We start from the raw sequence: 13,535 nt of genomic DNA on the forward strand, positions 1-13,535 counted from the left end.
TCTTGGGAATCAGACCAGTGAGGGCAATTGCGGTTTTCCAAACTCAGACTGACGGGGTTCAAAAGCTTTGTTGATCCAACTGACCTGATCATCGCGGATGGTCTGACAGGTGTGGTCGGCCCCAATGGCTGTGGTAAATCGAACCTGCTCGAGGCGCTGCGTTGGGTGATGGGTGAAAACCGCCCTACCGCAATGCGCGGCGGGGGTATGGAGGATGTCATTTTCGCCGGGGCATCGACCCGTCCGGCGCGTAATTTTGCCGAAGTCGCTTTGCATATCGATAACACCGAACGGCTGGCCCCCGCTGGTTTCAACGACGCGGATCAGATCGAAATCGTGCGCCGCATCACGCGTGACGTTGGCAGTGCCTATAAGGCGGCAGGTAAAGATGTGCGCGCCCGTGACGTGCAGATGTTGTTTGCCGATGCATCCACCGGCGCACATTCCCCCGCGTTGGTCCGGCAAGGGCAGATTTCCGAACTGATCAACGCAAAGCCCAAGAACCGCCGCCGCATTCTGGAAGAGGCGGCAGGGATTTCCGGCCTATACGCACGGCGCCACGAGGCAGAGCTGAAACTGAACGGCGCAGAGGCAAACCTTGCCCGTGTGGATGATGTTATTGAACAGCTTGCGGCACAATTGGCACAACTCGCACGGCAAGCACGGCAAGCGGCGCGTTACCGTGAGATCGGCAATGATCTTCGCAAATCCGAGGGGATGTTATTATATCGTCGTTGGCGCGAAGCGGATGACGCACGTGCTGCTGCCGCCGACGAACTGCGTACCCGCGTGACAGAGGCCGCGCAGGCCGAAGGGGCGGTGCGTCAAGCCGCCAAAGCGCGCCAGATCGCCGAAGACGCATTGCCACCACTGCGTGAAGAGGATGCGATTGCCGCCGCCGTCGTTCAGCGGCTTGGGGTTCAACGTGACACGCTTGCCGATCAAGAAGCCCGCGCGCAGGAAACCATCGACGCTTTGAGCAAACGCATTGCGCAATTGACCCGCGATATCGAACGCGAAGCAGGGTTGAACCGCGACGCGGGGGAAACCATTGAGCGGCTTGAATGGGAAGCAAAAGAGCTTGAAAAAGCCGGGGCTGGCCATGGTGCCGCCTTGGAAGCTGCCGCCGAGCTGGCCCGCGAGGCTGCATCGGTTTTGCAAACACACGAAGCGTCGCTATCGCAAATGACCGAGGACGTTGCCCGCCTTGCGGCGCGGCACGGATCGGCTGAACGCCTGCTGGGCGACAGCCGCAAAACATTGACCAAGTCAGAGAGCGAGGCTGAAAAAGCCCGCGACGCAGTGGCACAAAGCAAAGCTGCCTTGGTGAAAGCTGCGGCTGATTTTGATGCCGCCACAAAAGCCGAGGCCGCTGCCGCGCAACAGGCTGCGGATGCGGAGACCGCCCTGAACGAAGCGGAAGAGGTACGCGCACTGACACAAAGCCGCGAAGCCGAGGCCCGCGCCGAGCGGTCCGAAGCCGAAGGCGAAATGAATGCCCTGCGCGCCGAAGCGGGCGCACTGGCCAAGCTGGTGGAGCGCGATACTGCTGAAGGCGGCCAAATTCTAGACCGTTTGCAAGTCGAACACGGGTTCGAAAAGGCGCTTGGTGCGGCATTGGCTGACGATCTTCGCGCGCCTCAGGTGGACGAGGACGGCCCGTCGGGCTGGGCCGTACTGCCGGCATATGACGTCGTGCAACCGTTGCCGGACGGGGTAACTGCCCTTACGGCGCATGTGTCTTTGCCCGATGTTTTGGCCCGCAGGATGAGCCAGATCGGGCTTGTCGAGGCGGATGAGGGGCCGCGGCTTCAGGCGGCTTTGCGGCCGGGGCAGCGGTTGGTGTCACCCGAGGGTGATCTGTGGCGGTGGGATGGTTTTCGGGCTTGGGCCGAGGATGCCCCATCGGCGGCGGCACTTCGATTGCAGCAAATTAACCGATTGGAAGTGCTGAAGCAGTCGCTTGAGCAAGCCAGCCAGCGGGCAGATGGCGCGCGGGATGCCCATGAAGCGCTGCAACAAACGTTGGTTGCACAAACCCAAGCGGACAAGTTGGCCCGCGATGCCCGCCGCGACGCAGATCGTGCGGTTGCTGATGCGGGCCGCGCGCTGAGCCGGGCGGAGGCAGATCGCAACCTTGCTGAGGGGCGGCTGGAAAGCCTTGGGCTCGCGGTTTCGCGCCACGAGGAAGAAGCGATGGTGGCCCGCCAATCCGTGATCGAGGCGGAGCGTGCCTTGGCCGAGCTTGATGATGTGGCAGAGGCTCGCGAAGGGGTCGAGACGTTGCGCATGACGGTGGAGGGCGCGCGTATCGCGATGATGTCGCGCCGGTCCGCACATGATGAACTGCGCCGCGAGGGCGACGCGCGACTAAAGCGCGCGCAAGAAGTGACCAAGGAATTAAGCGGTTGGCGTCACCGTCTGGACACGGCTGAAAAACGCAGTGCCGAGCTGGTGGAACGTAAAACCGCATCAGAGGCAGAGTTGAAGGACGCCAGTGCCGCACCCGCCGAAATTGCTGCCAAACGGGATGAGTTAACGCAGGCGATTACCCGAGCAGATGCCCGCAAGGCGGAGGCCGCGGATCGTTTGTCTGTGGCAGAGGGCGGTTTGCGCGAGGCCACTGTCGCGGAGCGGGATGCAGAGCGGCTGGCATCAGAGGCGCGCGAAGCACGTGCCCGGTCCGAAGCACGCGCCGACGCGGCGAAAGAAACTGTTGCCTATGCCGCAGAACGTATTGCCGAAGATCAGCAAATGACGCCAAATCAGCTGCTGGTATCGCTGGATGTTGATCCTGACAAAATGCCGGCCTCTGATGTTCTCGAGGCTGATGTGAACCGCCTAAAGCGCCAACGCGAGGCGCTCGGCGCGGTGAATTTGCGCGCCGAAGAGGACGCCCGGGAGGTTCAGGAAGAACACGATAATTTAGCCACCGAGAAAGAAGACCTGACCGAGGCGATCAAGACCCTGCGCAGTGGCATATCAAGTCTGAACCGTGAGGGACGCGAACGGCTTTTGACGGCGTTTGAGCAGGTGAACAGCAACTTTACCATGCTGTTCCGGCATCTGTTCAACGGTGGCGAAGCGAATTTGGTCATGGTTGAATCCGACGACCCACTGGAAGCCGGGCTTGAGATTATGTGCCAGCCGCCGGGCAAAAAACTCAGCACGCTGAGCCTGCTGTCTGGGGGGGAGCAAACGCTCACCGCGATGGCGTTGATCTTTGCGGTGTTCCTGGCCAACCCAGCCCCGATCTGTGTGCTGGACGAAGTCGACGCGCCGCTGGATGACGCCAATGTAACGCGGTTCTGCGACCTTTTGGATGAAATGTGCCGCCAGACCAACACGCGGTTTTTGATCATCACCCACCACGCCGTCACCATGGCGCGGATGGACCGGCTGTTTGGCGTTACCATGGCCGAACAGGGCGTCAGCCAACTGGTGTCAGTTGATCTGAAAAAGGCTGAAACACTCGTCGCTTAAGAATGGCGCTCGCCGGTACCGTTAGCCCCGCCCGTGCGGCGCGTTGAAATCAATGTCGGGATTGATCGGTATGATCCGGTTCGGGTTTATGGTGTCATGGCTGTAGTGATAATGGCGCACGATGTGATCCATCCTCACCGTATCGGCCACACCCGGCACTTGATACAGTTCGCGCGTAAAGGCCCATAGGTTCGGGAAATCGGTGATACGCTTGCGATTGCATTTGAAATGCAGGTGATAGACGTTGTCGAACCGCACCAATGTTGTGAACAGACGCCAATCGGCCTCTGTTAGGGTGTCACCCACCAGATATCTGGTGTTGGCCAAAATCCCTTCGATCCAGTCAAGGCTTTCGAACAGGGGGTGCACCGCGTCATCATAGGCGGATTGTGTTGTGGCGAACCCGCATTTGTAGACGCCATTGTTGACGGTGTCATAGACGCGGCTGTTAACCGTTTCGATGTCATCGCGCAGGTGTTCGGGCCAGTAATCGGCGGTGTTGCCGGTAATCGTGTCAAACGCGCTGTTGAACATCCGGATGATTTCAGAAGATTCGTTTGAAACGATCGTTTCGTTCGTTTTGTCCCACAAGATCGGCACGGTCACGCGGCCGCTGAATGCAGGATCTGCGCGGGTATAGATGTCGCGGGCATAGGGGTAATCAAACAGCGTATCGCCCGTGGCACCGGGGAAATCCGTTGCGAACTCCCAACCTTCGCCCAGCATATCCGGGTGAACGGCCGAGATTGATATGTGATCCTCAAGGCCCTTAAGCGCCCGAAAGATAAGCGCCCGATGCGCCCATGGGCAGGCATAGCTGACATACAGGTGATAACGTCCGCTTTCGGCCTTGAAACCATCATCGCCGCTGGGTCCGGCGCTACCATCCGACGTCACCCAATTGCGAAATTTCGCAGCCGAGCGTTCGAATTTCCCACCAGAGGATTTCGTGTCGTACCATTGGTCTTTCCAGACGCCATCCACCAAAAGGCCCATTGATCACTCCTTTACCTTGTGGGGCTAGATTAGCCCTCCTTAGGATTATGGCCACAGGTATGCGCGCACATCAGCTCTGCAAAGATGCACCACTGTCATCTTTTTCTCAGCATCGGTTGATTTCGCGCTGCTTCACGTCATCTTGGTTGCATGGGGGTGTAACATGGAAATTTCTCTGCCAAAGGATATCCAAGCCGGGTTAGCTGCGGCGCGCATAGAAAGTTTGCGCAAGGCGTCTAAGCTGCGGATTGATGTGAATGGAACGCAGTATCAGGTGCTGCGCCATTGGAAGACCGGTTTTGCGATGGATGTCGAAATCGCGCCAAAGCTGCGCGGGCTGGTCGACCTGTATGACGGTTCAATCCATCTGTTTCAGTGCCTTATCATCGCCGCCGAGGAAGAAGGCGGCGAGATGCAGTTCGAATTCAAACGCGCGACCAAAGTAGCGAAAAAGCCCGCGCTTGATTTCGTGCGGGCATCTGATGCGCCCGTGGCGTTGATCGCCATGGACACACCAGCTTAGCTTTATTGAAGGTCGCTGAACGCGTCGCGTAACCGGTTGCAGGCTTCCTCGACCCGTGCGCGGGGCGTCGCGATGTTAAAGCGCATGAACGTCTCACCGCCTTTGCCAAAGGTCGGGCCGTGATTCGCGGCAATGGCTGCGGTTTCTTCGACCCGTTTAGTGAATTCCGACCGATCCATGCCTGTACCCTCGAAATCGACCCATGCCAGATAGGTTGATTCCAGCGGCATCGACTTTAGCCCCGGAATGGAATTGATCGTGGCGTCGAAAATTCTGCGGTTGTCATCCAGATAGGCGACCAGCTCGTCCACCCAAGCGGCCCCTTCGGGCGAATAGGCAGCGGTAGCCATGACAAGGCCGAACGAATTTGGCGACAGGCCCATCGCATTCATCCGCGCAGCAAAGAGCGCGCGAAGCTTGGGATCAGGGATAATCACATTGCCGGAATGACTGCCCGCGATGTTAAATGTCTTGGTTGTCGCGGTCATCATCACCAGACGATCCTGAACATCGTCGATCAACGCCATCGCTGTGTGGGTCGTGCCGGGAAAAACCAGATCGTGATGGATTTCGTCTGAAACCAACACCAGATCGTGACGCTTGGCAAAGGCCGCGACCTGGGCAAGCTCGTCCTTTGTCCAGACGCGGCCACCGGGGTTATGTGGCGAACAGAACACCAGCATCGTTTCATTGCCTGTCATTTGCGCGTCGTAGGCATCAAAATCCAGCTCGTATCGGCCGTCGTTGTTGACCATTTCGCATTCAACAACCTTGCGATCAGCAGCCGAGATAATCCGCGCAAAAGCGTGGTAAACTGGCGTGAACAGAACCACCCCATCGCCCGGTTTTGTGAAGGCATCGATGCACATCGCCGCGCCGTTAACCAAGCCGTGGGTCGTGAAAATCCAATCTTTGTCGACCTTCCAGCCGTGACGGTTCTCCATCCACCACTGGATCGCGGCAAGGTATTTGCTGTCGTCGCCGAAATAGCCGTAAACGCCATGATCCAGCATGTCCTGAAGCGCGTTTTGCACAACGGCTGGTGGCCGGAAATCCATATCAGCGACCCACATGGCAATGCCAGTGTCGGCTGGTACACCGTAAATCGGCTCCATCTTGTCCCATTTGGCGCAATGGGTGCCGCGGCGGTCGATGATTTCGTCAAAATCCATGGGGCACTCCTGTTTTTGTTCGCCGGTACGCTAAACCTAATCTGCCTGACCGCAAGCCCCGAGGTTGCAGCGCGCCACTGGTTACCCTAAATCAACGTCATGAAACGCAATATTCTTCTTCACCCCGATCCTCGCCTGAAAAAGGTCTGCGCGCCTGTCGCCAATATGACAGACGAATTGCGCAGCTTGGCAGATGATATGCTGGCCACCATGTACGACGCGCCGGGCATTGGCCTTGCTGCGCCCCAGATTGGTGTGCTCGAACGTCTGATCGTGATGGATTGCGTCAAAGAAGAAGGCGAGGCACCGCGCCCTTTGATTATGTTCAACCCCGAAGTCCTTGCCGGCTCGGACGAGCTGAACACCTATGAGGAAGGTTGTCTGTCGATCCCCGATCAATACGCAGACGTGACCCGCCCCGCCGAGGTTGACGTGCGCTGGATTGACCGTGACGGCAATGAGCAGACCGAGACATTCAGTAAACTTTGGGCGACCTGCGTGCAGCACGAGATTGACCATCTCGATGGCAAGCTTTTCATCGATTACCTTAAGCCGTTGAAGCGTCAGATGATCACCCGCAAGATGACCAAGCTAAAACGCGAGCTGGCCCGCGGATGAGCGTGCTGGATATCGTTATCTGGCCAGACGCGCGGCTGACGCAACTGTGCACGCCTGTCGACATCATCACGCCTGAAATCGTGCAATTGATGGCTGATATGTTCGACACGATGTATGATGCGCCGGGGCGGGGTTTGGCTGCGCCCCAAGTCGGTCGGACCGAGCGTATCTTTGTGTTTGATGCGGGCTGGAAAGATGGTGCACCGACGCCAATCGCTTGTGTAAACCCCGAAATTATCGCCCTGTCCGACGATCGTTTGACCGGAGAGGAAGGGTGTCTGTCGATCCCCGGTGTCCCCATGGACATCGCCCGCGCTGCCAAAGTGACTTTGCGGTGGACCGACCTTGAAGGCACCCAAGAGCGCAGCTTTACCGGTGCCGAGGCGGTGATCGTACAGCATGAATATGATCACCTTGATGGTATTGTGATCTATGACCGTGTTGAAAAGGATGCCGCCCAATGACGGTTCGCAAGATCGTGCCATGGCCCAATGTCTGCCTGCGCACAGCCGCGGCTGACGTGACCGAGATTACGGACGAGATCCGCAGTCTTTGGGACGATATGATTGATACGATGGACGCCATGCCCGGTGTTGGCCTTGCTGCGACGCAGATCGGGGTGATGCTGCGCGTTGCTGTGGTCGATGCGTCGCAGGGGCGCAACAAGCGGATCAGGTTGGCCAACCCGGAGATACTGGATGCCTCTGCCATCATGAACGAACACGACGAGGCAAGCCCGAACCTGCCCGGCATGTCGGCCAAGGTGAAGCGCCCGCGCGGTGTGACTGTGCGCTATATTGATGAAAACGGCGTTGTAACGCGCCGTGATTTTGTGGGCCTCGAGGCGACAAGCGTGCAGCACCAGATCGACCATTTGGCGGGCAAGATGTATTTCGATAACCTGAGCAAAACCCGCCGGGATATGCTGCTGCGCAAGGCGCGGAAGTTCAAAGGATAGCCAAATGCGCGTGATCTTTATGGGAACGCCTGAATTTTCAGTGCCGGTTCTGGATGCATTAGTTTTGGCTGGCCATGATGTCGTTTGCGTCTATTGCCAGCCGCCGCGCCCTGCGGGACGTGGCAAAAAGGATCGCGCCAGCCCCGTTCAAAGCCGCGCCGAGGATTTGGGCTTGCCCGTGCGGCATCCTGTTTCGCTAAAGACGCCCGAGGCGCAGGCGGAATTTGCTGCGTTAAACGCGGATATTGCGGTGGTCGTTGCCTATGGTCTGATCCTGCCGCAAGCGATCCTTGATGCGCCAGTGCAGGGCTGTTTGAACATTCACGCGAGCCTTTTGCCGCGTTGGCGGGGGGCGGCACCGATTCACCGTGCGATTATGGCGGGCGATGCCGAAACCGGCATTTGCATCATGCAGATGGAGGCTGGCTTGGACACCGGCCCCGTGATCTTGCGCGAGGCGACGCCGATACGGGCGACGGAAACAACGATCCAGTTGCATGACCGGCTGAGCGAGATGGGCGCGCGTTTGATCGTGGATGCCTTGGCAAAGCTACCTGATCTTGCGCCGGAAAAGCAGCCCGAGGACGGCGTGACCTATGCTGCCAAGATCGACAAGTCCGAGGCGCATATCGACTGGACCAAACCAGCGGTTGAGGTCGATCGTCTGATCCGTGGGCTTTCACCCTTTCCGGGCGCGTGGTTCGATCTGGACGGCACGCGGATCAAGGTGCTGGGTTCATCCCTTGCGGCGGGCAGCGGGGCGGCAGGCGAAGTGCTGGACCGCAACCTGCGGATTGCCTGCGGCGAGGGCGCTGTACAACTGACACGCTTGCAACGTGCGGGCAAAGCAGCGCAAGATATCGATGTATTCCAGCAAGGCGCGCAAATCGTGCCGGGCACGATTCTGGGCAAAGGATAGCCAGATGTTTCCATCCATGATCGGCACCGTCGTGATCGCAGGGATCGTTGGATACCTGGCGGAAAACTCCGGCTTTACCCGCAACGGCATTTTGGCGTCGATTATCATCTGTGTGGGTGGCGCGTTTCTGTTTTACTTTGTGCGCTTGATGTTCGGGTTTGGGTTCAATTCGCCCGGGCTGAACGCGATTGTTTCATCCATCGGGGCGCTGATTATTGTCCCGTTCCACTGGCGTCGAAAATAGCCTTAGACGCGGGGCGGGCGGCCTTTGTAGACCGGCAGGTTCCATCCGAAATACAAAGATCCCGCACGTAAAACCCATGTCACGCAGGCACCTGCAAACAGGGCTATGGCATCATCGTTCAGAAAAAAAATGCGCAGAACGACAGCCGTTGCAGCCCCTGCAAACGCGGCGGTGACATATAGTTCACCTTGCTTAAGAACCAGCGGGACCTCGCCCACCACAACGTCGCGCATCAAGCCGCCCATGCAGCCGGTGATCATACCCATGAGGACCACGATGACCGGGGACTGATCTAGGGAAAACGCCACACCGGCACCAGCGGCCACAGCCACAGCCAGCGCAAAACTGTCGAGCCAAATCAAGGTGCGATAGCGGCTTTCAAGCAGATGCGCGGTAAAGAAAACCACCAAGGCGGCAGCAGCGGCAACGCCCAAATAAGCCGGGTTCGCGATCCAGAAGATCGGGTTGCGATCCAATAACAGGTCGCGCAATGTACCGCCGCCCAAGGCTGTCAGGCAGGCGATAAACCCAAAGCCGACAAGATCAAGCTGGGCACGGCTGGCGACCAAGGCACCGGTAATCGCAAAGACCAAGACTGACGCGTAATCAAGAAGATCGGTCAAGATCATTTGCCTTTGAACGGGGCCATGCCCGCCCTTGCCAATTCATCGGCGCGTTCATTTTCGGGATGGCCTGCGTGGCCTTTGACCCATTCCCACGTGACTTTGTGGCTTGCGTTGGCAGCATCCAGACGTTGCCATAGCTCAGCGTTCTTCACGGGCTTTTTCGCGGCGTTCTTCCAGCCGTTTTTCTTCCAGCCAAAGATCCAGCCGGTGATGCCGTTTTTAACATAGTTGCTATCGGTCACGATGGTGATTTCGGTCGCGCGGGCCAGTGCCTCGAGCGCGCTGATCGCGGCCATCAGTTCCATACGGTTGTTGGTGGTTGCTGCTTCGCCGCCCTTCAATTCCCGTTCTTTGATAATCTTGCCGTCTTCGGTTGCGCGCATCAAAACGCCCCAGCCGCCGGGGCCGGGATTACCTGAACAGGCCCCATCGGTATATGCAGTCAGTTTCGCCATGCGCGCAGGCATACCCAGTCTGCGAGGGTGCCGTCCAGCCCCTTATCGCGTCCTTTTGCATGCTCTTTTACGGTTAGTCCCGCATCGGCTAAAAGACCGGTTAATTCGTCTTGGGTGAAATAGGTATAAAGCCGGCCAAGCGTATCGCGATGTTCACCCGTTCCCGTTTTTACCCCGATGTGGAAAACACCGTTTGGGCGCAAGGACGTGGCGATGTTTTTCAGGTGACGGGGCATGTCGCTGCGGGGGGCGTGCAAGAGGCTAAAGTTGGCCCAAACCCCGTCATAGATGCCGGTACCCGTCAGGTCGTCAAAGCTGGCCTGCTTGGCCGTAACCCCGTCTTTTTGCGCGGCGAGGGTCACCATTTCTGGCACAGGGTCTATCGCGGTGACGACAAGGCCCGCGCGGGCCATTTGCTGTGCCGCGATGCCCGGACCGCAGCCCAGATCCAGAACGGTGCCGCTCGGTTTTACGGCCTCAATGAATGCTTTGAGTTGTGGATCACCAGTGATGCTCTGGTTAAACTCAGCATATTCCTGCGCTTTGGCTGCGTAGACGCCTAGCGTTTCTGGATCGCTCATAAAAACACGCCTGTCGCGAGGCAGATCAACACAATCGCGGTTAATAAGACACGCAGTTTCATCCACCATTCAGGGGCCAGCCCCCACCGCCAAAACGCGAAATCTAGCGCCAGCAATCCGGCAAAGCCGAACATCAGGTTCATGCCAGCGCCGACAGGGCCGCCGCCAGTCATGAAGAACGCCCAAAGTGCCGGAATGACTGCAAGGGTATAGCCTGTTGCGGCCTGTGCGCCGTCGGCCTTGGTGGCAAAGCCCCACAAGACGCCAGACATAAAAGACAAAATCACTGCGCCATAGAAAAGCTGGATATAGGGGCCAACAAAACGTCCGCCCAGATTGGCGGCAGCCCAAGTCGCGAGTGGTTCGTTGACCACCGTCAACGCGCCCCAGACGAACGGGACAAGCCCGGCAAGGCCCAAGATTAGCGGGGCGCGGGGAATGGTTGTCATGCGGGCACCCGCAAAACACGAGGGACTTTGAATTCCACGTTCTCGATCGCGGTCTCAACCAGTTCTTCGGTGACCGCGTAGCGGGATTTAAAGGCGTCGATGACTTCGTTGATCAACACTTCGGGGGCCGATGCGCCTGCTGTGATCCCGATGCTTTTGATCCCGTCTAGCGCACGCCAATCGATATCATCCGCACGCTGAACAAGCTGGGCATAGGAACAGCCCGCACGCGATCCGACCTCGACCAGCCGTTTTGAGTTGCTGGAGTTCGGGGCACCGACAACCAGCATGGCGTCGCATTTGGGTGCCATGGCTTTTACCGCTTCTTGGCGGTTGGTCGTGGCATAGCAGATGTCTTCCTTGTGGGGGCCGACAATGGCGGGGAACCGCGCGTTCAGGGCCGCGACGATATCTGCGGTGTCATCGATGCTAAGGGTCGTTTGTGTGACATAGGCCAGTTTTTGGGGATCCCGCACGGTTACGGTCGCGACGTCTTGCGGGGTTTCCACCAACAGTACTTCGCCCTCGGGCAACTGACCCATGGTGCCAACGGTTTCGGGGTGACCCTCATGGCCGATCATAATCATCTGAAGCCCGGCATCCGCATGGCGTTGTGCTTCGATGTGGACCTTGCTGACCAAAGGACAGGTGGCATCGACATAGACCATATTTCGGGCCTGCGCTGCATTGGGGACCGATTTCGGGACACCATGCGCCGAGAAAATGACCGGACGGTCGTCGGGGCATTCAGAGAGTTCCTCGACAAAGACGGCACCCTTTTCGCGCAGACCGTCGACGACAAATTTATTGTGCACGATCTCGTGGCGGACATAGACAGGTGCCCCCCATTTTTCGATCGCCATCTCGACGATCTTGATGGCGCGATCCACCCCTGCGCAAAACCCACGCGGGGCAGCAAGATAAAGGGTCAGGGGTGATTTTGACATGTCCGGCTCCTTGGGCTTGGTGCTTAGATAAGTGTTGAAGGCACAATCGTCCAGACGGGGCGGCACCACCGGAGGGACCTAACGCACGCGCGGTACAATGTCGCACGTCCCTCGAACGGGGCTGCGAGCATTGTTTTGGGGGATTCTTGCGCCGCTCAACGGGGTGCGAACGAATCACATGATATGATTTTTGCGCAGCATGCAGTTCAAACTGCATGACAATCCCGCATGATTTGTGCCCGCAGCAGTTGCGGTACAAATCATGCGGGACTTTCAGTCAGGATCAGTCTTCGCTGGTTTCACGCGGGGGGCGTCCGATGACGTCGCGCAGGTCTTCCAGCTCGATAAAATTGTCTACTTGGCGGCGCAGTTCGTCCGAGATCATCGGTGGTTGGCTGCGAATGGTGCTGACCACGGACACACGCACGCCTTGGCGCTGGAGGCTTTCAACCAAAGGCCGGAAGTCGCCATCGCCTGAAAAGATAACGATGTGGTCAAGATGCGGTGCCAGTTCCATCGCGTCGACGGCCAGTTCGATGTCCATGTTACCTTTGACTTTGCGCCGGCCCATGCTGTCTGTGTATTCTTTGGCGGGCTTCGTCACCATGGTGAAGCCGTTATAATTCAGCCAATCGACCAAGGGGCGGATCGGTGAATATTCCTCGTTTTCAAGCAGAGCGGTATAATAGAAAGCGCGCAAAAGCTTGCCGCGTCTCATAAATTCCGTGCGCAACAGCTTGTAGTCTATATCGAAACCAAGGCTTTTGGCGGCGGCGTAAAGATTCGAACCATCTATGAATAGTGCTAAACGTTCGTCTTTATAAAACATATGATGTCCTTGTCGAAATAGACTTCTAGTAACTTAGGCTTGAAGAATGATGCGCCAGAATAGGGTCTTTTTACCTGAAATCAATCATGTCCTTTGGGAACCCATAGCCATTTGTGACGAGGCGGCAAGTGTTAAACAACAGTAAATATGTAAGTGCCTCAGCCAGCGGACAAAAAGACGTCTGGGTGGCTTTGGGCAGTAATCAACCATCGGCGGTGGGCGGCCCGGCCGACACCTTGCTCTACGCGATTGAGCTGTTGAAGCAAAAGGGATGCGACATCCAAGCCGTGAGCCGGCTTTTCGCTAATCCTGCTTTCCCGCTTGGATCGGGGCCGGATTATGTAAATGCTGTGGTGGGTTTTCGGACGGACCGGACGGCTGCTGAAATACTTGAGGTGTTGCACGACATCGAAGCAACGCTGGGCCGCGAACGGCATGTTCGGTGGGGCGCACGATCTGTTGATCTGGATCTGGTGGCGGTTGGGTCTGTTGTTTGCCCTGATGCACAGACACAGAATCACTGGCGCACGCTGCCCTTGAACGATCAGATGTCCCAGACGCCTGATGAATTGATCCTGCCGCATCCACGGCTTCAAGATCGGGCGTTCGTATTGATGCCCATGGCCGAAATCGCCCCGGATTGGCTGCATCCCACGCTGGGCAAGACCGTTTTGCAGATGTTGAATGACCTATCGCAACAGGATAAGGACGATGTCAGACCGATTGAATAAGCCC

The 13,535-nt window shown here is 57.7% G+C and carries 16 protein-coding genes; 8 read left to right on the forward strand and 8 right to left on the reverse strand.

Going from position 1 to position 13,535, the window contains the following annotated elements:
- Nucleotides 1-27: 27 nt before the first annotated feature.
- A complete protein-coding gene (gene smc / locus KZZ06_RS07325) occupies nt 28-3,483 on the forward strand; it encodes a chromosome segregation protein SMC (protein ID WP_219579406.1) in 3,456 nt (1,151 codons plus the stop codon).
- Between the two features lie 21 nt (nt 3,484-3,504).
- On the opposite strand, the gene KZZ06_RS07330 is transcribed toward smc, so the two are convergent.
- On the reverse strand, nt 3,505-4,479 hold the full coding sequence (locus KZZ06_RS07330; protein WP_219579407.1) for a glutathione S-transferase family protein: 975 nt from the start codon (nt 4,477-4,479) through the stop codon (nt 3,505-3,507).
- Between the two features lie 163 nt (nt 4,480-4,642).
- On the opposite strand from KZZ06_RS07330, the gene KZZ06_RS07335 reads away from it, so the two are divergent.
- Nucleotides 4,643-5,002, forward strand: coding sequence for a hypothetical protein (locus tag KZZ06_RS07335; RefSeq protein WP_219579408.1), 360 nt, complete (start codon nt 4,643-4,645; stop codon nt 5,000-5,002).
- Between the two features lie 2 nt (nt 5,003-5,004).
- On the opposite strand, the gene KZZ06_RS07340 is transcribed toward KZZ06_RS07335, so the two are convergent.
- Nucleotides 5,005-6,174 carry a MalY/PatB family protein gene (locus KZZ06_RS07340; protein ID WP_219579409.1) on the reverse strand — a complete coding sequence of 390 codons (1,170 nt, stop codon included), beginning with the start codon at nt 6,172-6,174 and terminating at the stop codon, nt 5,005-5,007.
- 99 nt (nt 6,175-6,273) lie between these two features.
- Between KZZ06_RS07340 and def (KZZ06_RS07345) the strand changes: the two genes are divergently transcribed.
- The 5 genes from def (KZZ06_RS07345) to KZZ06_RS07365 are packed head-to-tail and all read left to right on the forward strand — an operon-like array spanning nt 6,274 to nt 8,913.
- Nucleotides 6,274-6,792, forward strand: a complete 519-nt coding sequence (gene def, locus KZZ06_RS07345) for a peptide deformylase (RefSeq protein ID WP_219579410.1) — start codon at nt 6,274-6,276, stop codon at nt 6,790-6,792.
- The gene (gene def, locus KZZ06_RS07350; RefSeq protein ID WP_219579411.1) at nt 6,789-7,256 is read left to right on the forward strand and encodes a peptide deformylase; all 468 of its coding nucleotides are present in this window, start codon (nt 6,789-6,791) and stop codon (nt 7,254-7,256) included. Before def (KZZ06_RS07345) ends, def (KZZ06_RS07350) begins: the two co-directional genes overlap by 4 nt.
- A complete protein-coding gene (gene def / locus KZZ06_RS07355; RefSeq protein WP_219579412.1) occupies nt 7,253-7,750 on the forward strand; it encodes a peptide deformylase in 498 nt (165 codons plus the stop codon). Before def (KZZ06_RS07350) ends, def (KZZ06_RS07355) begins: the two co-directional genes overlap by 4 nt.
- 4 nt (nt 7,751-7,754) lie before the next feature.
- Nucleotides 7,755-8,669 (forward strand): methionyl-tRNA formyltransferase, encoded by a 915-nt coding sequence (fmt, locus tag KZZ06_RS07360; protein ID WP_219579413.1) that lies wholly within the window; start codon nt 7,755-7,757, stop codon nt 8,667-8,669.
- Between the two features lie 4 nt (nt 8,670-8,673).
- Complete coding sequence (locus tag KZZ06_RS07365; RefSeq protein WP_219579414.1) at nt 8,674-8,913, forward strand: hypothetical protein; 240 nt, start codon at nt 8,674-8,676, stop codon at nt 8,911-8,913.
- A gap of 2 nt (nt 8,914-8,915) precedes the next feature.
- Here the strand turns inward: KZZ06_RS07365 and KZZ06_RS07370 are convergent, their stop codons facing one another.
- The 6 genes from KZZ06_RS07370 to KZZ06_RS07395 form a co-directional block, all read right to left on the reverse strand.
- On the reverse strand, nt 8,916-9,542 hold the full coding sequence (locus KZZ06_RS07370; RefSeq protein ID WP_219579415.1) for a trimeric intracellular cation channel family protein: 627 nt from the start codon (nt 9,540-9,542) through the stop codon (nt 8,916-8,918).
- A complete protein-coding gene (gene rnhA, locus KZZ06_RS07375; RefSeq protein ID WP_219579416.1) occupies nt 9,539-9,994 on the reverse strand; it encodes a ribonuclease HI in 456 nt (151 codons plus the stop codon). The genes KZZ06_RS07370 and rnhA overlap by 4 nt, the downstream gene beginning before the upstream one ends.
- On the reverse strand, nt 9,982-10,575 hold the full coding sequence (locus tag KZZ06_RS07380) for a class I SAM-dependent methyltransferase (protein WP_219579417.1): 594 nt from the start codon (nt 10,573-10,575) through the stop codon (nt 9,982-9,984). Before KZZ06_RS07380 ends, rnhA begins: the two co-directional genes overlap by 13 nt.
- Entirely contained in the window at nt 10,572-11,024 is a 453-nt protein-coding gene (locus KZZ06_RS07385; RefSeq protein WP_219579418.1) for a DUF3429 domain-containing protein, read from the reverse strand. The genes KZZ06_RS07380 and KZZ06_RS07385 overlap by 4 nt, the downstream gene beginning before the upstream one ends.
- Entirely contained in the window at nt 11,021-11,971 is a 951-nt protein-coding gene (gene ispH, locus KZZ06_RS07390) for a 4-hydroxy-3-methylbut-2-enyl diphosphate reductase (protein ID WP_219579419.1), read from the reverse strand. The genes KZZ06_RS07385 and ispH overlap by 4 nt, the downstream gene beginning before the upstream one ends.
- A gap of 283 nt (nt 11,972-12,254) precedes the next feature.
- Complete coding sequence (locus tag KZZ06_RS07395; protein WP_219579420.1) at nt 12,255-12,800, reverse strand: NYN domain-containing protein; 546 nt, start codon at nt 12,798-12,800, stop codon at nt 12,255-12,257.
- 185 nt (nt 12,801-12,985) lie between these two features.
- Here KZZ06_RS07395 and folK point away from each other — a divergent pair, with 185 nt between their 5' ends.
- Nucleotides 12,986-13,531 carry a 2-amino-4-hydroxy-6-hydroxymethyldihydropteridine diphosphokinase gene (gene folK / locus KZZ06_RS07400; RefSeq protein WP_308340007.1) on the forward strand — a complete coding sequence of 182 codons (546 nt, stop codon included), beginning with the start codon at nt 12,986-12,988 and terminating at the stop codon, nt 13,529-13,531.
- Nucleotides 13,532-13,535: the final 4 nt, after the last annotated feature.

Origin of the sequence: Sulfitobacter sp. CW3 (assembly GCF_019392245.1) — a bacterium.
Classification (GTDB): Bacteria; Pseudomonadota; Alphaproteobacteria; order Rhodobacterales; family Rhodobacteraceae; genus Sulfitobacter.

Bases quoted from the DNA above. Each gene is read 5' to 3' on its own strand.
- def (WP_219579410.1), top strand. From the start codon at position 6,274: ATGAAACGCAATATTCTTCTTCACCCCGATCCTCGCCTGAAAAAGGTC.
- rnhA (WP_219579416.1), bottom strand. From the start codon at position 9,994: ATGGCGAAACTGACTGCATATACCGATGGGGCCTGTTCAGGTAATCCC.
- KZZ06_RS07365 (WP_219579414.1), top strand. From the start codon at position 8,674: ATGTTTCCATCCATGATCGGCACCGTCGTGATCGCAGGGATCGTTGGA.
- KZZ06_RS07395 (WP_219579420.1), bottom strand. From the start codon at position 12,800: ATGTTTTATAAAGACGAACGTTTAGCACTATTCATAGATGGTTCGAAT.
- ispH (WP_219579419.1), bottom strand. From the start codon at position 11,971: ATGTCAAAATCACCCCTGACCCTTTATCTTGCTGCCCCGCGTGGGTTT.
- def (WP_219579412.1), top strand. From the start codon at position 7,253: ATGACGGTTCGCAAGATCGTGCCATGGCCCAATGTCTGCCTGCGCACA.
- def (WP_219579411.1), top strand. From the start codon at position 6,789: ATGAGCGTGCTGGATATCGTTATCTGGCCAGACGCGCGGCTGACGCAA.
- KZZ06_RS07330 (WP_219579407.1), bottom strand. From the start codon at position 4,479: ATGGGCCTTTTGGTGGATGGCGTCTGGAAAGACCAATGGTACGACACG.
- fmt (WP_219579413.1), top strand. From the start codon at position 7,755: ATGCGCGTGATCTTTATGGGAACGCCTGAATTTTCAGTGCCGGTTCTG.
- KZZ06_RS07385 (WP_219579418.1), bottom strand. From the start codon at position 11,024: ATGACAACCATTCCCCGCGCCCCGCTAATCTTGGGCCTTGCCGGGCTT.
- KZZ06_RS07340 (WP_219579409.1), bottom strand. From the start codon at position 6,174: ATGGATTTTGACGAAATCATCGACCGCCGCGGCACCCATTGCGCCAAA.
- KZZ06_RS07370 (WP_219579415.1), bottom strand. From the start codon at position 9,542: ATGATCTTGACCGATCTTCTTGATTACGCGTCAGTCTTGGTCTTTGCG.
- KZZ06_RS07335 (WP_219579408.1), top strand. From the start codon at position 4,643: ATGGAAATTTCTCTGCCAAAGGATATCCAAGCCGGGTTAGCTGCGGCG.
- KZZ06_RS07380 (WP_219579417.1), bottom strand. From the start codon at position 10,575: ATGAGCGATCCAGAAACGCTAGGCGTCTACGCAGCCAAAGCGCAGGAA.